The sequence below is a fragment of the Bacillus sp. FSL K6-0138 genome, assembly GCF_037982765.1.
In the GTDB taxonomy this organism is placed as follows: domain Bacteria; phylum Bacillota; class Bacilli; order Bacillales; family Bacillaceae; genus Bacillus; species Bacillus glycinifermentans.
The window spans coordinates 3,418,464-3,445,417 of record NZ_CP150286.1 but is presented as its reverse complement, the minus strand read 5'-3'; the positions used below and the strand labels follow the sequence as shown (position 1 = coordinate 3,445,417).

The window sequence follows — 26,954 nt, the reverse complement described above, 5'->3', positions numbered from 1 at the left end:
GGATTGATTTTGGCGAGGTATTTTTGTACACTAAAGAAAGTTTTGAAACGAAAAAGGTGATGATATTGCGCATTCATATAGAAGGGCTTCAGGACGACAGATTCGTGAGGCCGCTCGAGAATATAGCCAACCTGTTTTTTGAAGAGTCCGAGGTCGCGATTGGCGAAAAAGTTGCTCCGGACCTTTCAATCGCCCTGCATTATGAGCGGGACGTTTCGTCGGTCCGGGCTGCAGGGGCGATTGAAGGAACTGATATAAAAGCTGAGTACACGAAGTCACTGGACCCTGAGTTGCCGGAGAAAGAAGCGTTTAAGCAAGTGAAAAATACCGTTTCTTACGTATTTTTAAGCGTTCTTCAAGAACATACCGGGATCGTTCAGAAGTGGGGGATTCTGACGGGAGTACGCCCGACAAAGCTGTTGCACAAAAAACTGCAAAGCGGGGTGGCAAAAGAAACGGCACACGCCGAATTGAAAAGAGATTACTTAATCCATGACGAAAAGATCGAGCTGATGCAAAACATCGTTGACCGCCAGCTTAAAGCCGTGCCCGATTTATACGACCTTGACAGGGAAGTCAGCATTTATATCGGCATTCCGTTTTGCCCGACAAAATGCGCTTACTGCACGTTTCCTGCCTATGCCATTAGAGGGCAGGCAGGACGGGTCGGTTCTTTCTTATGGGGGCTTCACTACGAAATGCAGAAAATCGGCGAATGGCTGAAAGAACACGGCGTCAAGATCACGACCGTTTATTTTGGCGGCGGCACGCCGACAAGCATTACGGCCGAAGAAATGGATCTGTTGTATGAGGAAATGCACCGTTCATTTCCCGATGTCAAAAACATCCGCGAAGTCACGGTTGAAGCAGGCCGCCCCGATACGATTACCCCGGAAAAGCTTGACGTCTTAAAAAAATGGAACATCGACAGAATCAGCATCAACCCGCAGTCGTATGAAAACGAGACATTAAAGGCGATCGGCCGCCATCATACGGTTGAAGAAACGATCGAAAAATACCATTTGTCGCGCAAACACGGAATGTCAAATATCAATATGGATTTGATCATCGGCCTCCCGGGGGAAGGCGTTAAAGAATTCCGCAACTCCCTTTCGGAAACGGAGAAATTAATGCCGGAATCGCTGACCGTCCATACGCTGTCATTCAAACGCGCTTCGGAAATGACGAGAAACAAGCATAAGTATAAAGTGGCAGACCGCGAGGAAATCGTCGCAATGATGGATGACGCAGTGTCCTGGACGAAAAAGCACGGCTACCGTCCCTACTATTTGTACAGACAAAAAAACATCCTCGGCAACCTTGAAAATATCGGGTACTCTCTTCCGGGCCAGGAAAGCATCTATAACATTATGATTATGGAAGAAAAGCAGACGATTATCGGCATCGGGTGCGGGGCGGCGAGCAAATTTGTCGATCCGAAAACGGGAAAAATCACACATTTCGCCAATCCAAAGGACCCGAAATCGTACAATGAGAGATTTGAACACTATACAGAAGAAAAACTCCGCTACTTGTCAGAACTGTTTGGACAAGACGCCAAAAGCGGGGGATAAGAAAGGCTTCCGGCATCGCCGGAAGCCCTTTTGTTTACCATGCGCTTTCGATCTCTACACCTTCCGGAAGCTTGAACGGGTTTTCGCTGTTGATCCGGTCGTAAAACATGATTCCGTTCAAATGGTCGATTTCGTGCTGGGCCACGATGGCGGCGTATCCTTTCAGCCTGAGCACCACTTCTTTTCCGGTAATGTCGTATGCTTTCACTTTGATTCTCTCATACCTCGGAACATAGCCTTTTACGTCCCTGTCGACGGAGAGGCAGCCTTCTCCTTCAGGCAGATAAATCATCTTGACGGAATGGCTGACGATTTTTGGATTCAGCAGCATGTATTCGTGCTGCCTAGTCTTCTCGTCTGTAAAATACGCGGCAAACATCCGTTTATCAAGGCCGATTTGGTTTGCGGACAATCCCACGCCGGGGCGAAGACCGTACCTTTTGGCCGTCTCGGGGTCCTGGCTGTTTTTTAAAAACTGCAGCATCGCCAAAAGCTCTTCCTTTTCTTCTTCGGATGGAGGAAGGCTGACGCCGGCGGTTGCTTTTCTCAGTATGTCGTGCCCCTCTCTTACGATATCTTTCATCGTGATCGTATAATCTGAATGAAATTTGCTCATAGACCGAGACTCTCCACCTTTCTTTTTTGGAATTTCTAAAAAGCCGGATCAAATTTGGACAAGTTGATCATATCTTTTCAAAATGCGAATGTCCAATGGCTTGCATTTCCGCGAAAACGCAAAAGGAGACTCCGCAGGAGTCTCCTCAGCGTGTCGACAAACCCTCGCATTCGTTGTCAGGCCTGCGCGTCGGTGCTCACGAATTCCAACATTCGCTCCGCTCCGATGCTCGGCCTTCCTAGACTGCAAGGGTTTTCAATCACGCTGAAAGGATGACAAAATCCTAAAACTATAAACCGTTTTATGATTTTGTCAACAATCTGAGGAGACTCCGCAGGAGTCTCCTTTCTGTCACCCTCGCTGTTTTTTTGCTTCAGGTTTTTTCCATTTAAACACATGATTCAGCATATTGAAAATCCGTTTCGATTCCTTTGTGAGGAGCGGTCCCAATATGGCCAGTATCAGCACGTACAAAGCGGCAAACGGCTTTAATGTGGCTGAAAGTCCGCCGGCGATCCCGAGATTGGCGACGATGATCGAAAACTCGCCGCGTGAGACGATCGTTAAGCCGATATTGGACGAAGCTTTATGGGAAAGCCCGGCTCTTCTGCCTGCGACCATGCCGGCGATAAAGTTTCCGGCCAAGGTGAGGATGACGGCGCCTAGAGAAAGCCATACCGCATCTCCCAATGTAAACGGGTCGATGCTCAAGCCGAAGCTGAAGAAAAACATCGCACCGAAGAAATCGCGAAACGGCACGACCAGGTGCTCGATCCGGCTGGAATGCTCTGTCTCAGAAAACACGAGGCCGAGCAGCAGGGCACCGATCGCTTCGGCAACGTGAATCGTTTCCGAAAAGCCTGCGACAAAGAAGAGCAGCGCAAAAATCACGATAATAAAGACTTCGTTTGAACGGATATCAAACAGCCGATTTAACAATTTCGGCAGCTTCCTGGCGACGATAAAGAACAAAATCATGTAGCCGAAGGCGATCAAAATCGAAAGCAGCGCCTTTCCGACTGAAGTCGAATCGCCAAGGACAAGCCCGGAGACGACGGATAAATAAACGGCGAGGAAAATGTCTTCGAACATAATGATTCCGAGAATCAGCTCGGTTTCCGGATTCGCCGTCCTCTTTAGGTCGACGAGTACTTTGGCGACAATTGCGCTCGAAGAAATCGTGATGATCCCTGCGACAATCAGGACTTCGAGAAACTCAAAGCCCGCGATGAACCCGAACAGGACGCCTAAGCTGAAATTGATCAGAATATAAATCGTTCCCCCGACAGCGATGGATCGTCCGGATTTGATCAGCTTTCCGATCGAAAATTCCAGTCCGAGATAAAAGAGCAAAAACAGGACGCCCATTCTGCCGAAAAAGGCAATGATCTCTGAGCTTTCGATAAACCTCAGGTCTATGATGCCGATCCTCGGAGCGTGCGGGCCGACGATCATTCCCAGAATAATCAAAAAGGGAATGATCGAGAATTTAATCCGGTTCGCGATTAAGGCAGCGATTGCAACAAGCAGGAGCGCGGTGCCGACTTCAAATACGAGATGATCCAATGAGCATCACCCTCCCTTTCGGGAAAGAAAATCCTGTTTCATTTTCTTGAGGTTTTTTCTTTCACCGGACAGGACGAGCGTGTCGTTTTCTTCAAGAACAGAGTCTGCTCCAGGATTCAACAATTTTTCCTGATTCTTTTTAATAATTGCGATGACGGTCACGCCGTAGTTTTGCCTGACGTCGATTTCACCGAGGGTTTTGCCGACGGCATTTGCCCCTTTTTCGACTTTGAACCATTCGATGATCAGGTCGTTAAACGCCATCTCAATCGATTCAAGCGCCTGCGGCTTATAGACCATTCCGCCGAGGATGGCGGCGAGTTGCCTCGCCTCGCCGTCATCAAGAGAAATGTTGGTCACGATTTCATCGGGATCTTCGTCGTCAAAACGGTAGATTTCCCTTCTTCCGTCGTCATGAACGACAATCGTCATTTTTTCATGATTTCTCGTCTCTATTTCAAATTTTTTGCCGATGCCCGGCAGATCATTTTCTTTAATATTCAATCGTATCCCTCCAAAATAACTTTTTCCTTTTGATCTGATCATTATACAGACAAAACAGGAAAAGTCAGGAGAGGTAATTCGACTGGTATTTCACAGGGATGGCGCACGTTTTTTCCAAAAGCAAATCACCGTGCCGAACCTCAAGCTGAGGGTTGAAACGGGTTGCGCTTTCGGCTTGTGCAGAAGAAAAAACATTTGCATTCTTCCCTGTTTGATTCAGAAAGCTTTTTGCCAAAGGAGGGGGCTTTAAAACATGGGTCTCAGGGTTTGAGGAATTGAGAGACGTATGGCTGCTTGCTTCAGGATCGAAGCCGGTGATCTCGTCCTGAACGAAGAATGACACCGTTAAGATGGATAAACTTAACAAAAACGTCAAAATGGTTTTGATCACTTTCCCCCTCCTTTCTTCGCATGCTCTCTACCATCATGATATAAAAATGAAGACCATCATTCAACTAAAAAGGCTTATTTCAGTATCAGTTGATCTTGAAATGGAATAAATCAGCCGATTCTGCCTTGAAAAAAAGGTTTTGAAAATAAAAAGTGGAATAGTTAAGCAATCCCCTGATGGAAACGCATTCAATGGAGGTGGTCTCATGGAATTGATTAAATGGAAGGACAGCGGCGAAGTATTTGAGGTGGTGCTGAATCGGCCTGAGGCGTATAATTCCCTGAACGAAAACATGCTCAAGGAGCTGAAAGAGACTTTCATACTGGCGGAGGAAAGCACGTCCAGGATCATGCTGATCAAAGGAAGCGGAAAAGGGTTTTCAGCAGGCGGCGATATTAAGATGATGCTGTCTTCCGCGGATGAGAACTTGGCAGAAGAGGTTATCGATACGATTAACGACATTGTGATGATGCTCTACAATATGCCGAAGATCACGGTAGCGGCCGTCCACGGAGCGGCAGCCGGGCTCGGCATGAGTCTGGCGCTCGGCTGTGACCATGTGCTCGCTGAAAAAGAAGCAAAGCTGGCGATGAATTTTATCGGCATCGGACTGATCCCGGACGGCGGGGGCCATTTTTTCTTGGAGCGGAGAGTCGGCGAAACGGCGGCAAAGGAACTGATTTGGAGCGGCAAAAAATTGACGGCGGACGAAGCCCAGAAGCTCCGCCTTGTTGATGCCGTGTTCAGCGGCGATCTTGACAGGCATGCCGGCGCGCATCTCGAAAAGCTTCTTGAGTCGCCGCTTTGTGCGATGATCGAGACGAAAAAAATATACCGAACCTTGAACGCCGGACGCCTTGAGCAAACGCTCGCGCTTGAAAAAGCAGCACAGCTCAGAATGAGGATGACAAAAGATCATCAGGAAGGGATCCGCGCATTTTTGGAGAAGCGGAAACCGCACTTTAATCAGCATGCATGAAGAAAGCCGTCCCTCCTATTTTTAAATCGCGAAAAAACGCGCCATTTGTATGGTATAATGTTTGACATCTCTAAATATATTAGTCTTTTAGTCTTGGATGTGAGCTGCGAAAATCAATTTATGAAGTTAATCTAGACATCGAGATGTTCGAGCCGAGGGGGCGGGAGGAAATTGAAACAAAAGATTCCATCTGAATACGTTGCAGCAAAGCTGAATGACTGGTACAGCGCCATTCGGAAAAATCAGGTTGCCGCCAGCGAGTTGCTGAAAGCCGAAATATTGCGCGACTTCGAGGACATGGAAGAAAATCAGGATGTGCTGCTTTATTACTCTCTGCTTGAATTCAGGCACAAGCTGATGCTCAGCTATCTGAAGCCGAAAAAAAGCGAAAACATCGAAAAAAATCTTCGTGATTTAGAGGAAAAAGAGGACCAGATGACAGGTCTGTTAAATTATTATTTTTGGTTTTTTAAAGGAATGTACGAGTTTAAGAAAAGGGAATTCGTCAAAGCGATCAGCTGTTATAAAATGGCCGAACAAAAAGTGAACGCATTAGAGGACAAGGTTGAAAAAGCCGAATTTTATTATAAGCTCGCCGAAATTTATTACTATATCAATCAGAGGTACCTTTCCATCAACTACGCGACGATGGCTTCCGATATTTTTCAATCTTATGAAACATTAAAGGAGAAAAAGATTTATTGTGATTTTATCATCGCCGGAAATTTGGTCGAATCGATGAAATACAACGATGCGCTCACAAATCTTAAACATGCGCTTGAGGATGCCGAGACAATCGGAAACAGCCATTTGACGGCATCCGCCCATTTTAATCTGGGGAATTGTTACTTTTATCTTAAAGCGTATCAGCAAGCCTCAGAACATATGGAAAACGCTTTATCCATATTTGAAAAAGAAACGTCGTCATACGTGCCTAAGGTATTGTATAACTTGATGTACGTCCGTTTAAAGCAGTCAAGGCACGCTGAAGCGGCCGAGTGCTATGAAAAAGGCATCAAAAGCGCGGCATCCCTTCACGATGAAGAGCACGAGGCAAAGCTCAACATTTTGCGCGGCCTGTATTTAGACGGCGGGGACCGCGGCGCCGTCCAAAAGGGGTTTGATTATTTGGAGTCAAAACGTCTCTACGCGGCCGTTGAAGAGCTGGCTTTGGATGCCGCCCAATATTATAATCAAATTGAGCGACTAAAAGATTCCATTTTTTATTATGAAAAGAGCGCTCAGGCAAGACGAAAAATTCAAAGGGGAGATGCATTGTATGAAAGCTAAGCTGTTGTCCGTCACATTGTCGCTGGCTGCTGTGCTGACTTCTGCGGGCTTTTTGGGGGAAGGGCATTCCGCCCGGCTGTATGCTGACAAAATGATTACGAATTATGACGGGCCGTCCGCGGCACCTGCCGTTCAGAAAGCGTGACCCGCTGAAAAACACGATACTTTTCACAGCGGGCATGTCCGGCGTGTTTTTTTATGAAGCTGCTCGGCAGAAACGGATCGCTTATGCGTCTTTTTTACTTGGAGCGGTCAACCTTGGAGATCACGTATTACAGGAAACATTTCCGGCGGCAACATCTGGGCCCTTTCCTCAAATGCTGCCGCCCGTTTTTTTGTCAGCTGTGAAAGACGATCATTTTACCGGACGAATGGACTACGCGGTGCGTATGATCCAAAAACCGCTTTTCCTTCAGCAGATCTTTTCCTTTTTGTTTTGCCTCCTCTTCATTTTCCGCTTCAAAACGTTCGTTCAAAAGCGTTTCCCCGGTAGTTGCAAATACGGTTACATAATAGACTTCCATTCTGTTTCTCCTTTCGTAAAATTTGTTTGCTTTTCTTAAATTTATATAAAAATCAAAAAAATCCTTTTTAAAGTGATATGACTAACGTATGATTGTAAATTGGAAGGAGGAGTTTTTCTATGCTTAAAATCGATCATGTGACAAAAAGGTTCGGCTCGTTTACAGCTGTTGACGATCTGACGCTTGATATCCCGGAAAAGCAAATGTTCGGACTGCTCGGTGCAAACGGAGCGGGCAAAACGACGACGTTCCGGATGATATTGGGCCTATTGAATGCATCAGAGGGCACCGTTACCTGGAAAGGAAAACCGATTACATACGGCATCAGCAACGGAATCGGCTATTTGCCGGAGGAACGCGGGCTGTATCCGAAGCTTAAAGTAAAAGACCAGCTCGTATATCTTGGCCGCCTCAAAGGTATGACAAAGCAGGCAGCGCTCAAGGAGATGGAGAAATGGCTCGAGCGCTTCCACATTACAGAATATGCGGATAAACGGGTTGAAGAGCTTTCAAAAGGAAACCAGCAAAAAATCCAGTTTATTACGGCCGTGCTCCACAAGCCTGAACTGTTGATTCTTGATGAGCCGTTCAGCGGACTGGATCCCGTCAATGTGGAGCTCTTGAAGGATGCCGTCATCTCCCTGAAAAACGGCGGCACATCGATTGTGTTTTCGAGCCACAGAATGGAGCATGTCGAAGAGCTTTGCGAGCACGTCTGCATTTTGCAGCGCGGCAAACCGGTCGTTCAAGGAAAACTGAAAGAAATTAAGCGTTCCTTCGGCAAAAAGAACGTCACGATCCATTCGGACGATGATTTGACCTTTTTGAAAGAAGCGGACGGGATTACAAAATGGAGGGAGACTTCTGAAGGCGTGAGGCTCCAGGTCGAAAATGAGGGAGTTTCCCAAAAGCTGTTTTCAATGCTCCAAGGGCGCGGGTTTATCAGGAAATTTGAACTTGAAGAACCTTCTTTGCATGATATTTTCATAGAAAAGGTTGGTGCCCGATATGAATAAGTTTTGGATTGTACTGTTTCATACATATACAAGCAAGCTGAAAACGAAATCGTTTATCATCTCGACTGCGATTACGCTTGCGCTCGTCCTGGTTGTCACCAACCTGGGCAATATTATTTCGATGTTTGACAAAGACGGCGGCGAACCGGATAAAATTGCCGTCATTGATCAATCGAATCAACTGTATGAGACGTTTTCCCAGCAGCTTAAAATCGCTGACAAAGACGATGAGCTTGAGCTTGTAAAAGCGGATAAGCCGGAAAAAGAGCTGGAAAAAGACGTCAGAGGCGATGAGCTTGCCGGCATTTTGATTTTGTCAAAAGATCAAAAAGGCGAACTGACGGGAACGTACAAAGCGCTCGATATCGCCGATTCATCTGCCGTTTCCACGATGGAACAGGCGCTCTCCCAAACGAAGATCGCCGTCGGTACGGCTGAGCTGAACGTACCGTCTGACAAGCTGAATAAGCTGTTCACACCGGTTAAAGTAAAAAGCGTCGCCTTGAAAGAAGGGGCCAAAACAGAAGAAGAGCTTCAAAAGGCGTCAGGCCTTGTCTACATCGTGCTGTTCGTCATTTATATGTCCGTGGTGATGTACGCTTCAATGATTGCGACTGAAGTGGCGACGGAAAAATCGTCCCGCGTCATGGAAATCTTAATTTCAAGCGTCCCGCCCGTCCAGCAGATGTTCGCCAAACTGTTCGGCATCGCTTTGCTCGGGCTTACACAGCTTGCCGCTTTGTTTCTTGCGGGATATCTTTCCCTCAAGGGGAACCAGGAGGCAGCAGGCGGAGCGTCTGAGCTGATTAAAGGCTTTTTGGACGTGTCAGGCGTTCCTGTATCAACGCTTGTGTACGGCGTGATTTTCCTGGCGCTCGGCTATTTCCTGTATGCGACGCTTGCAGCGTTTCTCGGAAGCGTCGTCAGCAGGATCGAAGATGTTCAGCAGACGATTTCACCGATGATCCTGCTTGTTGTCGCCGGGTTTATGATCGCAATGTTTGGATTAAGTGCACCTGATTCGACGTTTATTACGGTGACGTCGTTTATTCCGTTCTTTGCGCCGATGATCATGTTCCTCAGAGTCGGAATGCTCGATATTCCGTTTTGGGAAGCGGCGTTGGGCATCGGAATCACCGCCGCAACGATCGTCATCCTTGCGATCGTCGGGGCAAGGGTCTATAAAGGCGGAGTTTTGATGTACGGAAGCGGAGGCGGACTGAAAAATATCAAACAGGCGCTTCGGCTCTCAAAAGACCAATAATGAGAAAACGAGAAAAGCAGCTTTCAAGAAAAGCTGCTTTTTCGGGCGGAGCAGTAGAACGTGCATTCGCCTGAAAGCCGTGATAGAATGGGGGCAGAAACGTTTTGAAAAGGAGCAAAAGATTGACAAACCTTACGTTCATTCATGCGGCCGACCTGCATCTGGACAGCCCGTTTCGCGGCATCAGCGGGCTTCCGGAGCCGGTTTACAGGCGGATTAGAAACAGCACATTTGAAAGCGCCGCGAATATGTTTAAGCTCGCCGTCAGAGAACAGGCCGATTTCGTGCTGCTTGCCGGTGATCTCTTCGATGAAGCCAACCGCAGCTTAAAAGCTCAGCTCTTTTTGCGCAAACAGTTTTTAAAGCTTGAGGAAAGCGGCATTCAGGTTTATGTAATCTTCGGAAATCACGATCACATGGGCGGCGAGTGGACGCCGATCGAGTGGCCTGACAATGTTCACGTGTTCTCATCGGCCCGCATTGAAGAAAAATCGTTTTATAAAAACGGCAGGCTTGCCGCAACCATCTACGGCTACAGCTATCCGGAGCGATCTGTTTTTGCGAACAAAGCCGCCGAAATGAAAAGATCATCGAACGGCGCCCCTTTTCATATCGGCATGATCCACGGCACGCTTTCAGGAGAAAGCGGCCATGATCCGTACTGTCCTTTTTCTCTTCAGGATTTAAAAAACGGGCAGATGGATTATTGGGCGCTCGGCCACATACATAAACGGCAGGTCGTTTCCGCCGAACATCCGGCGGTAATTTATCCGGGGAACACCCAGTCCCGCCATATGAAGGAAACAGGCGAAAAAGGCTGCTATCTCGTCAGGGCGGACGAGAGCGGGGTGTCTTTTGAATTTAAAGCGACGTCAGACGTCCTCTGGGAAGCACTTCCCATCGACGTGTCAGAGACACGGCATTTGACGGATTTGATCAGCAGCATGGAGGATGCCCTCCAGCCCTTCAGAAGCAAGGGGGCGGCAGTCTGCATCAAAGCGGTGCTGACGGGAGAAACACCGCCTTATTTGGCGGAAAGGCCGGCCGGCATCATCGACGAGCTGCTTGACGTCTTTCGCGGCGAGGAGGAAGACGGTGAGTCGTTCATCTGGCTTGCCGCTGTCGAAGACCGCACCGTGGGGAGTGTGAGCGCGATCGAAAGCGATGCGTTTTTTCAGGAGCTCACCCGCGAGATCGATGATTTTCAAGACTTTGGGCAGGTTCTTGGCGATTTGGAGAGGCACCCCGTCTTTAGAAGGTACGGAGCGCGTTTTCATGAAGAGGACCTCTGCGGAATTCGCGAAGAGGCGAAAAAAGTGCTGCTCGATGAACTAAAGAGCATGAAAAGATAAGGGAGGATACGGGGTGAATATTCATACGCTGCATATATACGGATACGGCAAATTTACCAATCAGACATTTCGCCTCCCGACTGCTAACCTTCACTTAATCTACGGGCTGAATGAATCCGGAAAAACGACGCTAATGTCTTTTATTGAAAGCATGCTGTTCGGCTTTCCGAAAACAAAGCGGTATGAACCGAAAGCAGGCGGCGTGTACGGAGGAATGCTTGAAGCGTTGCATCCGGCCTTCGGCAATATCCGCATCGAACGGACGGCTGGCAAGCCAGACCGGGTCAACGTGTTTTTGGAAGACGGCAGCATCCGCTCGGAGGACTTTCTAAAGAATCTGTTATCGAACATGGACAGGCGTCTGTATAAAGCGATCTACTCATTCGATGTGTTCGGGCTTCAGGAAATTCATAAATTCAACCGCGACAAAATCGGCCGCTTTTTGCTTTTTTCAAGTTTATTCGGCTCGGACGCGATTGCAAACATGGATGCAAGCCTTACGAAAGCGCAGGAAGAGCTGTTTAAGCCGAATGGACGGAAGCCTGAGCTCAACCGGGAGCTCGATCATTTAAAACGGCTTTCAGAGGAACTGAAAAAAGCGAAGGCGCGTGAAGGCGAATACCATCTCATCCTGAACGGAAAAAGGACGGCAGAAGCGGCGATCAAGGAAAACGAGCAGCTGCTGGAAGATGCTGTGCGGAACATCGCCATATGCGAGCAGGCGATCGAGATTCATCCGCTTACAAAGGAAGAACGCCGGCTGAAAGGGCAGCTTGAAGCAGCCGGCGAAGGGGAAGACCGCTTTCCCGAGTCAGGCCTTTTCGAGCTTGAAAAGTATGAATCCCACCTGCATCCAAAAGAGGCCCAGCTGAAGGCGCTGGAAGAAAAGAAACGCGACTTGGAAAAGCAGTCGTCAGCCCTTCTCCCTTTAAAAGCCTATGTCCGGCACGAGGGGCAAATCGAAGAGATTCTGTCAGAATACCCGGTTTACCAATCTTACAAGGAAAACATCACGGCGCTGACAGAACAGCTCAAGCAGGCTGACGAACGGGTGAAGGCAGGAACGGCTCGCCTTTCAATCGAAGACGAGTCGCAAATCCTTAACATCGACACAACGTACGATTATGAGTGGAAGCTGCAGGAGGCGATCCGCGCTTACCTTCAATTGCGCGAACAGAAACGGGTTCTAGACGATCGCTTTGAACAGGCGAGGGCCGATCTTGAGGAAGCCGAGCAGGCATATGCTGAACTCTCGGAAGAAGTGATGCCTGACGATGTCCGCAAGCAAAAAGAAAAAACCGTCAGCCGTTTGGAAGCTGCGGGAGGAAAGGCGGAGAAGCGGGAGGATCTCATCAGACAGCTGTCCCTGCTTAAGAGGGAAGAAAAAGAGCGGGAGAAGAGGAGGAAACTGGAAGCATTCTCGGCCGTTTTCACAGCCTTTGCTGCTTGTCTGGCGGCTCTGTTTTTTCAGCAGTGGCTCCTTGGCGGCTTTATCGTTGTAGCTGCCGTTCTGTTCCTCTTTTCTTTGAAAAAGGCCGGTCCTTCTTCAGCGTCAGCATTCATCCGCGAGCAGCTTGAAGGACTCGAAGGGGACGCTTCGGATCATGCTCCGGAGCTGACATCCTTGAGAGAAGAGCTGTGGCGGGACGATCAAAACAGGCGCTTTCTCGTCGCAAAACAGGCAGAGCTGAGGCAGAAGGAAGCGGACTACGAACGGGCGATTCAACAATTTGAAGAATGGGAAAAGGAGATGTTTCCTTACCAGGAACAAACCGACCGCTTTTTAAAAGAGCTTAATCTGTCGATAGACCCGTCGTTTTTGTCTGATGCATATGCCTTAATCAAGGAGCTCAAAGAAGAAATCGCGAAAAAGCGGGAAATGGAAAGGGAGCTCGCCCGCTTTGAGGAAAAGAGGGCATCTTTTGAAAAACGGCTCAACAATCTTGCCTCATCGCTCGGCCATTCCGAAGGAAGCGTGCAGGAATCGATTTTCAGGCTGAAACACGAGCTCGATTTGCAAAAAGAAAAGCTGCGCCAAAAGCAGGAAATCGATTTGTCGCTTCAGCATACGCTTGAGCAGATGAAAGAATTGGCAGGGGAAGCGGAATACTTCAAATCGCGGATCGCCGAGCTGTTTCAAAAGGCCGGGGCAAATGATAGGGACTCATTTTTAGAGCTTGCCAAACTGGATCAGGAAAAAAAGGAATTAAAAGCAAAGCTGGCATCCATCGAGGCGGAGCTGGGCAAAAAAGACGAGAATGTTGTCCGGCTTGCCTCCGGCCATACGCTCGCAGATCTGGAAAATCAGCTTGCAGCGGCGAAAGAAACAAAAACCCTGACAGAACAGCAGCTCAAAGAAGAGAGAGAAAAAGCTGCGCTGCTTCTTGCAGAGCAGCGGAGGCTGGAAGAATCGGGCACCGTTTCCGAACTGACGCATGAGGTGGAGCTGCAAAAAGAGCGGGTCGCCGCACTCGCCAAAAAGTGGGCTTCGATCAAGCTCGTCAGGCAGGCCGTCAAAAACAGGATGGATGATCATAAAAAGATCCGTCTTCCGAAACTCCTGGAAACGGCCGAGGCCTTTCTGAAGCCGTTAACAGGCGAACGTTATGAAAAAATTTATTTTTCCGAAAACCCCGATTCGATGATGGTAATGAGAACGGACGGAGCCGTGTTTCACGCGCACGAACTGTCACAGGCGACCTGTGAGCAGCTTTATTTAGCGATACGATTCGCTCTCGCTTTGTCCCATCAAAATGACATCAATCTTCCGTTTCAGCTTGATGACAGTTTTGTCCATTTTGATCAAGAAAGGCTCAAGAAGGTGATTGACATGTTAAAGCAGCTTTCGGGAAAAGAACAGCAAATATTCTATTTTACGTGCCATGAGCATGTGAAGGATGCATTTCGGGAAGAGGAAGTGATGATGCTTTCTTCCTTGGCGGAAAAGGAAGCAACTAGCAATTAAAGGATTATGCTATAATAATTTTATGTAGGAAAACGGAGGGAGCTTTAGAATGGCAAAAGGTATCATGCTGCACGAGGTTGGCGAGCAGGTTGACTGTTATTTGCTCATCAAGTCGTCAACAAAAGGAATCGCAAGCAACGGAAAACCGTTTTTAACACTGATGCTGCAGGATCAGTCAGGCGATATCGAAGCTAAACTTTGGGACGCCAAGCAACATGACGAAACGATCTATGGACCGCAGACGATCGTTAAAGTGGTCGGCGACATTCATCATTATCGCGGGCGCAACCAGCTCAAGCTGAGAAATATTAGACCTGCGGCAGAGCATGAAAATGTGAAGATCGATGATTTTCTGGAAACCGCGCCGATTCCGAAAAATGAAATGATGGAGACGATCACCCAATATATTTTTGAAATGAAAAATCCGAATATCCAGCGGATCACGAGGCACCTTGTCAAAAAATACGGAAAGGAATTCATCGATTTTCCGGCGGCGACCAAAAATCACCACGAATTTGTGTCTGGACTGGCTTATCATGTCGTGTCAATGCTCAATCTCGCCAAAGCGGTCGCCGATTTATATCCGACTCTTGACCGCGATCTCCTGTATGCAGGCGTCATCCTGCACGATCTCGGGAAGGTAAAAGAGCTCTCAGGCCCGGTGTCAACGACATATACGGTTGAAGGGAATCTGCTCGGCCACATTTCGATCATGGTGACCGAAATTTCAAAGGCTGCAGAAGAGCTGCAAATCGACTCTGAGGAGATTCTCATTCTTCAGCATTTAATTCTGAGCCACCACGGCAAACCGGAATGGGGAAGCCCGAAGCCGCCGATGGTCAAAGAAGCTGAAATTCTCCACTACATCGACAATCTCGACGCGAAGATCAATATGATGGACAGGGCGCTTGAAAGGGTCAAGCCGGGAGAGTATACAGAACGCGTCTTTGCCTTGGATAATCGTTCCTTTTACAAGCCCGTTTTTCATAAATAACGTCATAACTTGTCTCCCTTTTGCATACATTTCAGGTATATCACGTTCTTGAAAAAGGGGGATAAGCCGTGCTGTTATTTCCGTGGTGGGTCTACCTTTGTATCGTCGGCATTGTTTTCAGCGCCTATAAGCTGATGTCAACGGCAAAGGAAGAAGAAAAGATCGATCAGGCTTTTATAGAAAAGGAAGGCAGGATTTACATCGAACGAATGGAGAAGGAAAGGGAAAGGCGGATGAAGCAGTCTTCGAAAAAGCAAGAACAGCATGAAACGGAAAACAACCACTCGATCGCATAAAAAAGCTGTCCGGCCCCGAAAAGGGGAGGACAGCTTTTTTTGAATCAGCTGTTGCCGCTTGTAGTTGCCGCCTGATTCTGTTCGACTTGTTTTTTCAGCTCTTTGTCTTTTACCTTCATGTTGGCATCTTTGACAAGTTTGTTCATGACTGTCTGAAGTTCGGTCGTATCGCTTTCTTTTTGTGCCAGAAGCTCTTTTTTCAGATCTTTTTTCATGTCATCGTATTTGCCGCGTTCTTCTGTTTTCTTAATGATGTGATAGCCGAATTGCGTTTTCACAGGTCCGCTGACTTCGCCGGTTTTCAAAGCAAAAGCTGCTTTGGTGAACGTTTTGTCCATATTGTCGTTTTTGCCGATCCAGCCGAGGTCGCCGCCTTTTTCAGCCGTTCCGTCAGTTGAGTATTCTTTTGCAAGGTCTTCAAATTTTTCGCCTTTTTTCAGCTTTTTCTCAACTTCTTCAGCCGTTTTCTTTTCTTTGACGACAATGTGGCTTACATGGACTTTGCCTTTCAAGCCGTCATAATACTCTTTTACTTCCTTGTCTGTTACTTTTATGTTATCTTTTGCGGCTTTTTGCATAAGAAGTTCATATTTGATCTGTTTTTTGACGTAGTCTTCGCCTTTTTGCTTAATGAGCGCGTCAATTTGGTCGCTCGCGGTTTTTTTATACTCATTCAGCTTTTTGTCGATTTCTTTGTCAGTAACCTTGTACTTTTTATCGAGCACTTTTTGCTGAACAAGCATGTTAAGCGCATCTGCCCCAGCATTTTCTTTTAGTGTTTGATAAAGCTCTTCTTTCGTTACGTTTCCGGCCTTCGTTTCAGCGACAACTTGAGAGTCTCCGCTGCTGCACGCGCTTAAAGCAAGAACGCTTGTCGCCGTAATCGCCGCAATAGCAATCTTTTTCATAAATGAAAACACTCCTAATCATAACAGTTTAAACTTTCCTTTGAATTGTATCATATCATATTCTGACATGCTGTAAAAAGATTTTCAAGGGGAGGGCATCCGTCTAGTCAAATTTTCTTTGGGATCATACACATGTAGTGATCAAGAAAAGGAGGTCAATAACATGAGCGGAGGATACTCAAGCGGTTTTGCTTTGTTGGTCGTGTTATTTATTTTGTTAATCATCGTTGGTGCAGCTTATCTGTACTAAAATCGTGGAAAATAGGAAAAGAACCGCTTTTTTTCAGGCGGTTCTCAGCTTGTAGAGAAAAACATGTTTTTTCCTACAAGCTTTTTTATTTCATAAAATTTCTTGTTCATTTTTTAATCTTTATAAAAGGAAAAAGCCCTCCCACACACTTAGCCAAGCTTGGCTAAGTGTGTGGCAATCTTCTTCATATTCTGGCAAGCGGCGGTGAGGAGAACTTGTTCGCTCACATTTTGTTTTCCCCTCAACCGGCAGTAGCGAAGCCCATGCAGCTGTTTTGAATCTGCAAAGCTCCGCTCTATTTTTTCTTTTCTTTTTTTGTAGAGGATTTTTCCGGAGTCGGACAAACGATTTTGCCTGACCTTTTCTTTATGGTCCTCCCATATGTGTCTTGAGACGACCTTCTGGTGGTTTTTCGATCTTGTACAGTTTTCAAGCAGAGGGCATGAGACACACTTTTCAGGGTTGGACTTATAAAATCTGTTGCCTTTTCGATCTGTTGTTGAGTATAAGAGTGTTTGTCCGTTCGGACAAATGTACTGATTTTTTTCACGGTCATAATGAAACTTCCACTTCGGAAACAAACCTTTTGTAGGATGAAAGCGTCTATGAGCAATAACGCCAAAAATTCGACGGTCGGACAGTCCTTTACAGATTGGAGTTGTCAGATAGCCAGAATCAAGAGCGACGGCTTCAACTTGAAAACCAAATCGTGCGATTTGGTGGTCTAATCGATCGAGATAAGGCGCAGAATCATGGACATTACCGGGCGTTACATAGGCATCGGTGATGATATTGAATTTCATATCCGTTGTTCGGTGATCTAAATAGAAAAAACCTTCAGGTTTGTTTTCACGGTAAAGATAGCCGCTTTCGGGATCAGTTGTACTATGACGAATTTCCTTTTTAGTTTTCACCTCCTCTTTGGCTTTTAAAGGCTTTTTTCCGCGTGCTTCCCGATCTTCTTGGACGGCTTTATCCAAGTCCTTTATATAGTTTTGTGTATCCTGCTCAATCGTTTTTCGCGTATATTTATGCTTATTGGCATTGGCTTTGAGGTGAGTTGAATCTGTGAAAAGGACACGGCCTCCTACCATATCATGATTAATGGCCTGAAGAACGATCTCATCGAAAATGTCTTGAAAAATGGTCGTATCTTTAAAGCGTGTACGTCTATTCCAACTGATGGTTGAATGGTGAGGAACTGGATCGTTGATGTTTAACCCTAAAAACCATCGGTAAGCCATATTATAGTAAATTTCTTTTTCGAGCTGTCTTTCTGAACGGATACCGTAAAGGTATCCGATAAACATCATTTTGAATAAAATCAACGGATCAAGTGAGGGGCGGCCTTTATTTTCGCTGTAGTAAGGTTTAACCTTTTCAATGATAAAAGAGAAATCGATGTACTTGTCAATTTTACGAAGCAGGTGATCCTCTTCAACAAGCTGATCAAGCAATACAAATTCAGCTTCGTTCTGGGAAGAATTCCTTGTGTAGAACATGAACAGACACCGTCCTTTTAGAAGGCTTTTCTTTATTATAAAATGGTGAAATGGATAATTTAAGGAAAAAATGAAAAAGGCTGTCGATTTTCTCGACAGCCTGAGAACCGCTTTTTTTCAGGCGGTTCTTTTCTTTTGTGAGGAGAGCCTAATCGTTTCATGACATTCGTGCATACACTATCGTAACGACTGGGGCAGAGGAGGTGTCAATATGGGCGACGGTTACGTTGGAGGTTTTGCTGGCGGCTTTGCGCTGCTGGTGGTGCTGTTCATTTTATTAATTATTATTGGTGCTTCTTGGATATGCTAATAAACAAAAGGATAGCTGCCGGATCGATTTGATCGGGCAGCTATCCTTTTTCTTTATGCCGTAAAGGAAATCTCGATGAATGATGAGATCAATAATATCAAAATCAGCACGTTAATCATTCTGAATACCTTATCCTGCCGTTCTTCAGGAATCTCTCTGACAAGGCATAAAGAATTTGTAAGCTTGTTTATGTTAAACACAGTAAATATCGCAAACAGGATGAAATAAAAAAGGATAATAGGAGATCCCCCTCTCTGTTTCTGCTCCATATTACATTACCAAATATTTATTAAAAAAGATAGAAAATAGACTGAAAAAAAGGTTTTTCCAACCGCCTGCCGCCTATTTTTGTATCAAAATATCAAAATCGTCGGCTTCCTGATCGACAAAGCAATTTTTTGGCGCTTTGATCAATTTCCAGGCGAACAAAAAATCGGGCAGGCAGTAGCCGAAATGAATGCTGGAAATGATGCAAAAATAGTGGGAAAAGCTTGGCATGACGGCCCCTGCATAAAAAAGAACCGGCGTGATAACCAAAAACGGGCAGAGAAGGGAGACAAGCATCGTGTTTTTCGGGATCTCTCTCCATGTTCTCATTTTCAGCCAATATATCTTCTTTTCTAGTTTTTTCTTGCCCACGATCGGGAAGATATGAAGGATTTTATGAGCGATAATCGCAAGAGCTAAAACGCCTGCGAACAAAAGCGCATGGTCGCCTCTTTGAACGGTTTGAGGATGAATCAGCTGCATGGCCAAATATTCGGGAATAAAAAACAAAATCATTAAACTGACTGCGGTGAGTGCGATCCGCATGCCTCCATAATCTTTTAACAGATTGATGGTTTTCCAGCAACTCATGTGTGGCATCCTCCGTTTTTAAAACTGTTATATGAAATCCTCAGAATAATTTACTCCTCCGCCGGAGAAAAATCAATCCCTTTTCGAAAAAAAATCGTCATTTTCAAAAGAAATGAGAGGAGGGAAATCACGATGTTGAACTTTCATCAAAAAGGATAATCGGCTAAAATAAAATAAAGGAGAGAAGTGACAAATATGGATTCAATGGAGCATCGTCTTGAACGATTGGAATATTACATAAAGCTTTTGCTGAACAATGCGGATATGGATCAATACCCGTACTATAAAATGCTGATTGAACGGGGATTATCAGAGGAGGAAGCAAAAGAAACGGAGAAGCTGTGCGAAGAACTGGCAGAAGAGCTTGAAGCGCAAAAAGCGCAAGGATTTGTCATGTTCGACAATCTTCTCGCGCTTTTTGCAGGACAGTTAAATGAAAAACTCGAAGTGCACGAAACGATTTTCGCCCTTCACAAACAAGGTCTTTATAAACCGCTGATGAGCGAATTTATCGGCATCATGAAGCAGTACGGCCTGGATTAGTTTTTAACGGGCTCAAGCTGTTTGTCCATCTCCGGCAATTCACCGTTTTCTGTTGCTTCATCTTTTTTCTTCATTTTGCCGTTGTCACTGGTAAACTGATTTTCGATATTGGAAAATGATCTTTCGAAAATCTCCATGAAATCATCGCCGTAAATGTGGCGGATGATCGACATCATTTCGACGATCTCAGGGAATTTCCCATACAGCTGATGAAGAGGCTGGGCGCCTTTTAACACAGCGTTCCGGGAGGGATCATAGGACTCGAGGATTTTAAGGAAAACCTCCTCGCCTTTCGGAGTCAGCTGAATGTATGTGTTGCGTTTATCGTTTAATTTTTTTGAGAACTCGAGGTAGCCTCTTTCCTCAAGCTTTTTTGAAAAGTTAAACGCCGTGGATACGTGCATTACGCCAAACTTGGCGATTTCAGAAATCGAAGCGCCGTTCAGCTGGTAGGCGATCCACAAAATATGATGCTCATTAATGTTCAAGTCATAAGGTTTAATCCATTGCTGCCAATCCTTTTCTATCGATTTCCAAAGCGCCTTGCTCAGCTGTGCCATTCTTTGGCTGAATAAAAGGGCTTCTTTCACCGTATAGGGCTCTTCCGATCGATTCATTCACTTCACCTGCTTCTCTTTATCTTATAATTCTATTATGCCAATAAAATAAAGATTAATAAAGATGTAAATTTACGAAATTTTTAAAAAATCGCTTTTTTCAGTGTGAAATCAGCATTTTAATGAAAAAAGAGCGTGAAAATGATTATTCACACCCCTTTTTAAAGGCTTATTTTTTTTCGCTGAATATATTAGTTTTGTAAGGTTTTCTCCAGCTGTTGAATCTTCTCTTCAATATCAGCGAGTTCTTTTTTGAGATCCTGCTGATGGGGCTTGATTTCCTCTCTCCATTCCTTAATGGACGATTGCAGCTCACTGCCGACATCCTTGATGATCTCTGCACTTTCCCGCGCTGTTTTGACGACTTGCTCTTTTAAAGCGATTCCGTCAAGTTTCAGTCTTTTTACCGTGTCTTCGAATTTTCCGCAGTTCGCTTTAAGCTGCCTTCTTAATTCTTTTCCTGAAGTAGGCGCGGAAAGCAGTGCCGCAACGCCTCCGATAACTCCGCCTACAATCAGTCCTGCTGCTAAAGATCGTCCTTTTGACATATACATCACCCCGGTTATATTTTTGAACGATCAGGCTTTGGACAGCCTTTTCATCGTTTGATAATGATTGCTTAGGGGCTTTCCGCGAGGGATAATCCCGGGAAAACTTCTGCATAGCTTGCTTTATTTTAGCATACTTTTTAAAAAAGGAGGGAGAGGGTTGTCTGTCATCATCGCTTTTTTAACGATTTTAACCGCCGTTTTTTCCGCCGGCTCCTTTTATTATCTCAGGCTTCTCGGATTTCGTGCATCTTATCCGCCGAAACGCGTACTGAAACAAAAAGCTTATTTTTGCGCCGGAGCCGCGGGCTTGTTGCTCCTGTTCCTTTTTTTGATCAAGCTTCTTATATAAAATATCGGGCGTATCCTCCTTTTTTTGACCATATATGCGAAAAAAACCTCTTCAAAAAAGAAACAATCCTTTTTTAAAGAGGTTTTTTGCATTATTTTACTTCTTCGGTCAGCCTTGACCGCTTCAGGATCGCCTGTACGATCGGATAGATCACGAACATGGCGATCGTGCTGATCACGGCCGTCGGCAAAACGACGGCGAAGAACAGTGTCATCAATCCCTGATTTCCCGGAAGGCCGACGATCAAGAGGGCCGACGTCAGGAAAACCGTTCCCGAAATGAGCGTTCCCACGGCAGTCAAACCGGCGGCTGTCAGCGTTCTGCTGCCCAGTTTTCTTACAGCGAGAAAAGCGCCGAAGAAGATTAGAGACGTAATCGGTTTATCGATAATATTTGGCAGCTGTCCTCCCGGAAACGCAGTGGTTAAAGCGGAAATGATGCCGGTCACAATTCCGATGACAAGTACGTTTTGCAGCTTTGGAAACAAAAGGATTCCCATAAACATCATAATCAGCATCATATCGGGCTTCATACCGTAAAAAAACGGCGGAATCACTGCGTGCAGAGCCGCTCCGATGGCGACAAAAAGGGCCAGTGCAACCAATTCTTTTGTTTTCATATCTATTCTCTCCTCGTCTCAGGCTAAAAGTACCCGCTTTCCAATAATATGCTCGTCATTTATTGCGAAAGCTTTATAGTAGTATATCAAACTTCTGAATGAAGGTGATAGTGTTTTTTATCTTCCAAAAACAGGATCGTGCAGTTTAATGAGCTTCCCGGAACTTTTTCATAAAGGCGGCGAGCTTTTCGCAATCTTCAATAGAAACCGCGTTGTAGATCGACGCGCGGCAGCCGCCGACTGAACGGTGTCCGCCGAGTCCGGACATTTTTTCCTCCTTCGCTTGTTCGATAAACGACTTCGTCAGCTCATCATTTTTCAGCGTAAAGGTGACATTCATGTTGGAACGGCTGTCCGGTTTTGCATGCCCGCGGTAAAATCCGTTGCTTTCGTCGATCGCGCTGTACAAAATCCGGGCTTTCTCGCTGTTGCGCTTTTCGATGGCTTCAAGCCCGCCTTTTTCTTTCAGCCATTCAAGCACAAGGGACAACATGTAAATCGCGAAAGTCGGCGGCGTGTTGTAGAGCGAATTCGCTTTTGCATGCGTTGAATATTTTAAGATCTTCGGCACCTGTTCGTTTTCCTTTGTGAGCCACTCTTTTTTGATGATCACGACGGTAACCCCTGAAGGGCCAAGGTTTTTTTGTGCGCCGGCATAGATGATGTCAAACTTTGAAACGTCGATTTTTCTGCTTAAAATATCGCTCGACATATCGGCAACAACCGGAATAGGGGAGTCTGGGAACTCTCTCCACTGCGTCCCGAAAATCGTGTTGTTTGACGTCAGGTGGAGATAAACTCCGTCAGCCGGAATGTTTGATACGTCAGGAATGTGGTTGTATGTGTCAGCTTCGCTTGATGCAATAATCGAAGTGTTTCCGAAAAGCTTTGCTTCAGCAAGCGCTTTTTCGGACCATGCGCCTGTCATGGCGAAATAAGCCGTTTTCTCCTTGGAAAGGAAGTTCATCGGAATCATTGAAAACTGAAGGCTTGCACCGCCTTGAAGAAACAGGATCTCATAATCGTCGGGTATTTCCATAAGCTCCTTTAAAAGAGATTTTGCATGTTGATGAACGGCATCGTATTCTTTGCTGCGGTGGGACAGCTCCATAACGGACATTCCCGCCCCTTTGAAATCAAGAAATTCGTTTTGCGCCTTTTGTAACACCTCTAAGGGCAGTGCTGCGGGTCCTGCATTAAAGTTTGTTGTACGTATCATCACAATCGCTCCCTGTTTATGAATAAAAATATAAAACAATCCTATCATAAAAGAATCTCATGATACACAAAAATTTGAATAGTGCGAAAAGCGGGACAGGCGCTGATTCTCGGGGGAAAAGGGGCTGCTGTATATGTGAATTTTTTTTGACGCAGCGTTACAGCAAAAGGGCACCTGCGCTTAAGCCGGTGCCCTTTTCAATATTATAGATGTTTGCCGATGGAAGAAGCGATCGTTTGCAGATCTTCCGGGGTATAGTCGTCCGCATGCGTTTTCCAGACGGCTCCGAAGCCGTCGCCCTTCCCGTAGCGGGGGATGATGTGCATGTGATAATGGAAAACCGACTGTCCCGCTTTTTCGCCGTTGTTATTCAGAAGGTTTAAACCGATCGGCTCATACTCTTCTTTAATGGCCTGGGCGATTTTCGGAACCGCTTCAAAAAAATCTCTTGAAACATCAGGGGTCATTTCGTATATGTTCGTTTTGTGGACCTTTGGAATAACAAGGGTATGTCCTTTTGTAACCTGGCTGATATCGAGAAAAGCCATGACGTGCTCATTTTCAAACACTTTTGCGCAAGGTATTTCCCCGTTAATGATTTTACAAAAAATGCAATCGCTCATACTTTTCCTCCTTTTTCCGCTTTGGAAAGGTTATGTATAAGCATAATATTACCACAATTATGACGGAAACACGAAAACAGGATGAACGGCTCCCGCGTTCACCCTGCCGGAAGAAGGTTGGCTTTAATAAGAAATGTTACACAATGCCTTTTGCAAGCACCTCATTTTCATTAAAATGAAGACTTGAAACGCCTATACATTTCCTGTCCCAAACACCTCATTTGATCATCACACCTTTTTTATATGTCAATGCCATATAAAGCTGATGCTTTCTCAATTCGGTGAATGTAAGAAACTTCTAAGCCTTGACATGCTTCAAATTCTTTTCAAACTGACTTTCGAAGATCCTGTCTTTGACAAACACCTCATTCGCCAGATGATCAGCTTTCCCTTCTTCATCCATTAGATTGTCCCGGATCGTTTTCGTTTATGCGCGAAGAACGGAAGGGAAAACGTTTCAAATACCTCCTTATTTTTGGTACTATTAAGAAAAATGCAAGAAAGGAACGAACGTATGTCACTACTCTCTGTAAAAGATCTGACCGGCGGGTATACAAGAAACCCTGTGCTCAGGGATGTATCATTTGAGATCGACCGAAAGCAGATCGTCGGCTTGATCGGCTTGAACGGAGCCGGAAAAAGCACGACGATTCGCCATATTATCGGCCTGATGGAGCCTCACAAAGGATCCGTTGAGCTAAACGGGAAAACATTTATCGAGGATCCGGAAAGCTATCGTTCACAGTTTACGTTTATTCCGGAAACGCCGATTTTATATGAAGAGCTGACGCTCAAGGAGCATTTGGAACTGACCGCGATGGCGTACGGGCTGTCAAAAGAAACGTTTGAAAAACGGCTTTCTCCCCTGTTAAAAGAGTTCAGAATGGAAAAGAGGCTGAAATGGTTCCCGGCTCATTTTTCAAAGGGAATGAAGCAGAAGGTCATGATCATGTGCGCTTTTTTAGTCGAGCCTGAGCTTTATATCATCGACGAGCCTTTTCTCGGACTGGACCCGCTCGCCATTAACGCCTTGCTTGAGAGGATGAACGAAGCGAAGAATAACGGTGCTGCCGTCTTGATGTCGACGCACATTTTGGCAACCGCTGAACGGTATTGCGATTCATTTATTATTTTGCACAACGGCCAAGTGCGGGCAAAGGGAACGCTTGAAGAGCTCAGAGAGCAGTTTTCCATGAAAGATGCAAGCCTTGACGATCTGTATCTTGAGCTGACGAAGGAAGAGAGCTATGAATAGCATTCAAGGTATTTGGAAGGCGAGAATTGAGGAGTATATAAAAGAGACAAGATCTTACTTGAAATATATGCTGAACGACCATCTCGTCATCGTCATGATTTTTTTTATCGCCGGTGCAGCAAGCTGGTACAGCAAGTGGCTGAAAGAGATGCCGGAAGGATTTCCCGCATACTGGGTGATGGCCGTCTTGTTTTCGCTCGTTCTGACAAGTTCCTATGTCAGGACGCTGATCAAAGAAGCGGACCTTGTGTTTTTGCTGCCGCTTGAAGCAAAAATGGGTCCTTATTTAAAACAAGCCTTCAGGTTCAGTTTTATGACGCAGCTGTTTCCGCTCATTGCGGCAGCGCTAGTTTTGGCGCCGCTGTACTTCGAAGCAAGCGGAAGGACATTTGCAGCTTATGCGCTAATTTTGGTTCAATTGCTTATATTAAAAGCGTGGAACATGGCGATGCAATGGCGGATGACGTATTTCGGCGAAAAAAACGTGCGGATCACGGATCAAATCGTCCGCTTTCTGCTGAATGCGCTTGCCTTGTATTTTGCGTTAGAAGCGTCTTACGGTTTTGCGCTTGCCGTGTACGCGATCATGCTTGCGCTCGTCGTGTATTTTTCGGCTGCTGAAAAGAAAAAATCGTTTAAATGGGAGCTGCATATCGAAGACGAAATCAGAAGGAAGCAGCGGTTTTACAGGCTGGCCAACCTGTTTACTGATGTCCCGCACCTCAGAAAGCAGGCGAAGAGGAGGGCGTACCTTGACTGGATTCTTGGATTGATCCCGTATGAACAGAAAAAGTCGTATGCGTACATGTATGCGAGGGCCTTTATCAGGTCAAACGATTATTTCGGGATCGTTCTCAGGCTGACCGTCATTTTTGGACTGATCATCGCTTATTTCTCAACGAATGACTGGGTGTCAGCGGTCCTCGTCGTTTTTACCGTTTTTATCACGGGCATCCAGCTGACGCCGTTGTTTGATCATTTTTCGCATTTGTCATTGCAGGAGCTCTATCCCGTCAGACAGGAGGAGAGACGAAAAAGCTTCTTCGGGCTGCTCCAGACCGTTCTCAGCATTCAGGCGCTATTATTGTCACTGGCAGCGGGCATCGGCATGCACTGGACAGGGATGCTTGCAGGTCTTCTCGGCGCCGCGCTGCTCATTTTTGCCGTCATGAAGCCTTATTTCACAAGCAGGCTGAAGAAACATACACGCAGATGAATCCTTTTCCTTTGCCGTCAGTATGTATAAAGAAGAGGTGAAGGACATGAACGAAAATCAGCTGTATTTGGATGAGGCCTACCGCTGGAAAATGAGGTTTTTGCGAAAGTCATCTATGGCAGAACGAATGTCAAAAGGCGTGCAGGCTAAGATTAACGCCCGCATTCCCGGCAAGGTGCACAAAGCGGTGACCGAGGGCATTAAAAAAATGGTCGAGGCTACGTTAGTCGGGTCAAATTTGACGACGGCCCAAAAGGAAACGGGTCCGCTTTCTTTAAAGGAAAAAGACGGGCTTGCCCAAAAAGCGGTTGCCCAATACCAAAAGGCCGCGGCTGCATCAGGCATCGGCACGGGAGCTGGGGGGATCTTTCTCGGGCTGGCGGACTTTCCGCTGCTGCTCGGCATTAAAATGAAATGCCTGTTCGAATTGGCGTCGATTTACGGCTATGACATCAAACAGAAAGAAGAGCGGCTGTTTCTTCTCTACATCTTCCAGCTTGCCTTTTCGGGGGAAGAGCATCGAAAAGAGATTTTCCGCATCATCGAAAATTGGGGAACGGAAAAACGGGACATCGATTGGCTTACATTCCAGCAGGAGTACCGTGACCATATTGATCTCGTTAAATTGTTTCAGCTTGTCCCAGGGCTGGGCGCCATCGTCGGCGGAACGGCCAATTATAAATTGCTCGGACATCTCGGAGAAACGGCGAGACATGTCTTTCACTTGCGATGGATCAAGGAGACTGCCGGGTATTAACCCAGGCTTTGGTTTACATTTCGATGTACACGTTTAGGAAAGAACG

31 protein-coding genes are annotated in these 26,954 nt (G+C 46.0%); 17 read left to right on the top strand and 14 right to left on the bottom strand.

The window, feature by feature from the left end; translation table 11 throughout:
• Positions 1–65: 65 nt before the first annotated feature.
• A complete protein-coding gene (locus MHB78_RS18245; RefSeq protein ID WP_046129774.1) occupies positions 66–1,574 on the top strand; it encodes a coproporphyrinogen III oxidase in 1,509 nt (502 codons plus the stop codon).
• Between the two features lie 34 nt (positions 1,575–1,608).
• On the opposite strand, the gene def is transcribed toward MHB78_RS18245, so the two are convergent.
• The 4 genes from def to MHB78_RS18225 all read right to left on the bottom strand — a co-directional run bounded on the left by def (position 1,609) and on the right by MHB78_RS18225 (position 4,651).
• A complete protein-coding gene (gene def, locus MHB78_RS18240; protein ID WP_046129760.1) occupies positions 1,609–2,190 on the bottom strand; it encodes a peptide deformylase in 582 nt (193 codons plus the stop codon).
• Between the two features lie 351 nt (positions 2,191–2,541).
• Positions 2,542–3,756 carry a cation:proton antiporter gene (locus MHB78_RS18235; protein ID WP_046129500.1) on the bottom strand — a complete coding sequence of 405 codons (1,215 nt, stop codon included), beginning with the start codon at positions 3,754–3,756 and terminating at the stop codon, positions 2,542–2,544.
• Positions 3,757–3,762: 6 nt separating this feature from the next.
• Positions 3,763–4,260 (bottom strand): cation:proton antiporter regulatory subunit, encoded by a 498-nt coding sequence (locus MHB78_RS18230; RefSeq protein WP_046129501.1) that lies wholly within the window; start codon positions 4,258–4,260, stop codon positions 3,763–3,765.
• A 64-nt stretch (positions 4,261–4,324) separates the two neighbouring features.
• Entirely contained in the window at positions 4,325–4,651 is a 327-nt protein-coding gene (locus tag MHB78_RS18225; protein WP_046129502.1) for a hypothetical protein, read from the bottom strand.
• Positions 4,652–4,856: 205 nt separating this feature from the next.
• Between MHB78_RS18225 and MHB78_RS18220 the strand changes: the two genes are divergently transcribed.
• The 3 genes from MHB78_RS18220 (at position 4,857) to MHB78_RS18210 (ending at position 7,065) form a co-directional block, all read left to right on the top strand.
• Positions 4,857–5,630 (top strand): enoyl-CoA hydratase, encoded by a 774-nt coding sequence (locus MHB78_RS18220; RefSeq protein ID WP_046129503.1) that lies wholly within the window; start codon positions 4,857–4,859, stop codon positions 5,628–5,630.
• Positions 5,631–5,801: 171 nt separating this feature from the next.
• Complete coding sequence (locus MHB78_RS18215) at positions 5,802–6,920, top strand: Rap family tetratricopeptide repeat protein (protein ID WP_046129504.1); 1,119 nt, start codon at positions 5,802–5,804, stop codon at positions 6,918–6,920.
• Positions 6,910–7,065 (top strand): hypothetical protein, encoded by a 156-nt coding sequence (locus tag MHB78_RS18210; RefSeq protein ID WP_157759327.1) that lies wholly within the window; start codon positions 6,910–6,912, stop codon positions 7,063–7,065. Before MHB78_RS18215 ends, MHB78_RS18210 begins: the two co-directional genes overlap by 11 nt.
• A 193-nt stretch (positions 7,066–7,258) precedes the next feature.
• Here MHB78_RS18210 and MHB78_RS18205 read toward each other — a convergent pair whose 3' ends face one another.
• Positions 7,259–7,444, bottom strand: a complete 186-nt coding sequence (locus MHB78_RS18205; RefSeq protein ID WP_046129505.1) for a YhzD family protein — start codon at positions 7,442–7,444, stop codon at positions 7,259–7,261.
• Positions 7,445–7,563: 119 nt separating this feature from the next.
• Here MHB78_RS18205 and MHB78_RS18200 point away from each other — a divergent pair, with 119 nt between their 5' ends.
• From MHB78_RS18200 to MHB78_RS18175, 6 genes are all read left to right on the top strand, one after another.
• Positions 7,564–8,460, top strand: a complete 897-nt coding sequence (locus tag MHB78_RS18200) for an ABC transporter ATP-binding protein (protein WP_046129506.1) — start codon at positions 7,564–7,566, stop codon at positions 8,458–8,460.
• Positions 8,453–9,724 (top strand): ABC transporter permease, encoded by a 1,272-nt coding sequence (locus MHB78_RS18195; protein WP_046129507.1) that lies wholly within the window; start codon positions 8,453–8,455, stop codon positions 9,722–9,724. Before MHB78_RS18200 ends, MHB78_RS18195 begins: the two co-directional genes overlap by 8 nt.
• Before the next feature lie 122 nt (positions 9,725–9,846).
• Positions 9,847–11,076: a DNA repair exonuclease gene (locus tag MHB78_RS18190; protein WP_046129512.1), complete on the top strand. Its 1,230-nt coding sequence runs from the start codon at positions 9,847–9,849 to the stop codon at positions 11,074–11,076.
• Positions 11,077–11,089: 13 nt separating this feature from the next.
• Entirely contained in the window at positions 11,090–14,041 is a 2,952-nt protein-coding gene (locus MHB78_RS18185) for an AAA family ATPase (protein WP_046129508.1), read from the top strand.
• Between the two features lie 49 nt (positions 14,042–14,090).
• Complete coding sequence (gene yhaM, locus MHB78_RS18180; protein ID WP_046129509.1) at positions 14,091–15,035, top strand: 3'-5' exoribonuclease YhaM; 945 nt, start codon at positions 14,091–14,093, stop codon at positions 15,033–15,035.
• A gap of 68 nt (positions 15,036–15,103) precedes the next feature.
• On the top strand, positions 15,104–15,331 hold the full coding sequence (locus MHB78_RS18175; RefSeq protein ID WP_046129510.1) for a sporulation YhaL family protein: 228 nt from the start codon (positions 15,104–15,106) through the stop codon (positions 15,329–15,331).
• Positions 15,332–15,375: 44 nt separating this feature from the next.
• Here the strand turns inward: MHB78_RS18175 and MHB78_RS18170 are convergent, their stop codons facing one another.
• Entirely contained in the window at positions 15,376–16,239 is an 864-nt protein-coding gene (locus MHB78_RS18170) for a peptidylprolyl isomerase (protein ID WP_046129511.1), read from the bottom strand.
• A gap of 163 nt (positions 16,240–16,402) precedes the next feature.
• On the opposite strand from MHB78_RS18170, the gene MHB78_RS18165 reads away from it, so the two are divergent.
• Positions 16,403–16,489: a YjcZ family sporulation protein gene (locus MHB78_RS18165; RefSeq protein WP_003180245.1), complete on the top strand. Its 87-nt coding sequence runs from the start codon at positions 16,403–16,405 to the stop codon at positions 16,487–16,489.
• A gap of 149 nt (positions 16,490–16,638) precedes the next feature.
• Here MHB78_RS18165 and MHB78_RS18160 read toward each other — a convergent pair whose 3' ends face one another.
• Positions 16,639–17,991 carry an IS1182 family transposase gene (locus MHB78_RS18160; protein ID WP_046131917.1) on the bottom strand — a complete coding sequence of 451 codons (1,353 nt, stop codon included), beginning with the start codon at positions 17,989–17,991 and terminating at the stop codon, positions 16,639–16,641.
• Positions 17,992–18,202: 211 nt separating this feature from the next.
• On the opposite strand from MHB78_RS18160, the gene MHB78_RS18155 reads away from it, so the two are divergent.
• The gene (locus MHB78_RS18155; RefSeq protein ID WP_081605348.1) at positions 18,203–18,301 is read left to right on the top strand and encodes a YjcZ family sporulation protein; all 99 of its coding nucleotides are present in this window, start codon (positions 18,203–18,205) and stop codon (positions 18,299–18,301) included.
• A gap of 53 nt (positions 18,302–18,354) precedes the next feature.
• On the opposite strand, the gene MHB78_RS18150 is transcribed toward MHB78_RS18155, so the two are convergent.
• Together MHB78_RS18150 and MHB78_RS18145 are read right to left on the bottom strand one after the other, a co-directional pair.
• Positions 18,355–18,570, bottom strand: a complete 216-nt coding sequence (locus MHB78_RS18150; RefSeq protein WP_046130850.1) for a hypothetical protein — start codon at positions 18,568–18,570, stop codon at positions 18,355–18,357.
• 73 nt (positions 18,571–18,643) lie between these two features.
• Positions 18,644–19,159 carry a DUF3267 domain-containing protein gene (locus MHB78_RS18145; RefSeq protein ID WP_046130849.1) on the bottom strand — a complete coding sequence of 172 codons (516 nt, stop codon included), beginning with the start codon at positions 19,157–19,159 and terminating at the stop codon, positions 18,644–18,646.
• 195 nt (positions 19,160–19,354) lie between these two features.
• Between MHB78_RS18145 and MHB78_RS18140 the strand changes: the two genes are divergently transcribed.
• Positions 19,355–19,702, top strand: coding sequence for a YhaI family protein (locus MHB78_RS18140; RefSeq protein WP_046130848.1), 348 nt, complete (start codon positions 19,355–19,357; stop codon positions 19,700–19,702).
• On the opposite strand, the gene MHB78_RS18135 is transcribed toward MHB78_RS18140, so the two are convergent.
• Together MHB78_RS18135 and MHB78_RS18130 are read right to left on the bottom strand one after the other, a co-directional pair.
• The gene (locus MHB78_RS18135; RefSeq protein WP_046130847.1) at positions 19,699–20,319 is read right to left on the bottom strand and encodes an HTH-type transcriptional regulator Hpr; all 621 of its coding nucleotides are present in this window, start codon (positions 20,317–20,319) and stop codon (positions 19,699–19,701) included. The genes MHB78_RS18140 and MHB78_RS18135 overlap by 4 nt on opposite strands.
• Positions 20,320–20,510: 191 nt before the next feature.
• Positions 20,511–20,867, bottom strand: a complete 357-nt coding sequence (locus tag MHB78_RS18130) for a YtxH domain-containing protein (RefSeq protein ID WP_046130846.1) — start codon at positions 20,865–20,867, stop codon at positions 20,511–20,513.
• A gap of 160 nt (positions 20,868–21,027) precedes the next feature.
• Here MHB78_RS18130 and MHB78_RS18125 point away from each other — a divergent pair, with 160 nt between their 5' ends.
• The gene (locus tag MHB78_RS18125) at positions 21,028–21,219 is read left to right on the top strand and encodes a hypothetical protein (protein WP_046130845.1); all 192 of its coding nucleotides are present in this window, start codon (positions 21,028–21,030) and stop codon (positions 21,217–21,219) included.
• 91 nt (positions 21,220–21,310) lie between these two features.
• Here MHB78_RS18125 and MHB78_RS18120 read toward each other — a convergent pair whose 3' ends face one another.
• The 3 genes from MHB78_RS18120 to MHB78_RS18110 form a co-directional block, all read right to left on the bottom strand.
• Positions 21,311–21,838 carry a tryptophan transporter gene (locus MHB78_RS18120; RefSeq protein ID WP_046130844.1) on the bottom strand — a complete coding sequence of 176 codons (528 nt, stop codon included), beginning with the start codon at positions 21,836–21,838 and terminating at the stop codon, positions 21,311–21,313.
• A 145-nt stretch (positions 21,839–21,983) separates the two neighbouring features.
• Positions 21,984–23,057 (bottom strand): 3-phosphoserine/phosphohydroxythreonine transaminase, encoded by a 1,074-nt coding sequence (serC, locus tag MHB78_RS18115; protein WP_046130854.1) that lies wholly within the window; start codon positions 23,055–23,057, stop codon positions 21,984–21,986.
• Between the two features lie 203 nt (positions 23,058–23,260).
• Positions 23,261–23,680 carry an HIT family protein gene (locus tag MHB78_RS18110; protein WP_046130843.1) on the bottom strand — a complete coding sequence of 140 codons (420 nt, stop codon included), beginning with the start codon at positions 23,678–23,680 and terminating at the stop codon, positions 23,261–23,263.
• Between the two features lie 514 nt (positions 23,681–24,194).
• Between MHB78_RS18110 and MHB78_RS18105 the strand changes: the two genes are divergently transcribed.
• From MHB78_RS18105 to MHB78_RS18095, 3 genes are read left to right on the top strand one after another with little or no spacing between them, the layout of a single operon-like run.
• Positions 24,195–24,935: an ABC transporter ATP-binding protein gene (locus MHB78_RS18105; RefSeq protein WP_046130842.1), complete on the top strand. Its 741-nt coding sequence runs from the start codon at positions 24,195–24,197 to the stop codon at positions 24,933–24,935.
• Positions 24,928–26,151: an ABC transporter permease gene (locus tag MHB78_RS18100; protein WP_046130841.1), complete on the top strand. Its 1,224-nt coding sequence runs from the start codon at positions 24,928–24,930 to the stop codon at positions 26,149–26,151. Before MHB78_RS18105 ends, MHB78_RS18100 begins: the two co-directional genes overlap by 8 nt.
• 46 nt (positions 26,152–26,197) lie before the next feature.
• Positions 26,198–26,908: an EcsC family protein gene (locus tag MHB78_RS18095; RefSeq protein ID WP_046130840.1), complete on the top strand. Its 711-nt coding sequence runs from the start codon at positions 26,198–26,200 to the stop codon at positions 26,906–26,908.
• The last annotated feature ends 46 nt before the right edge of the window (positions 26,909–26,954 follow it).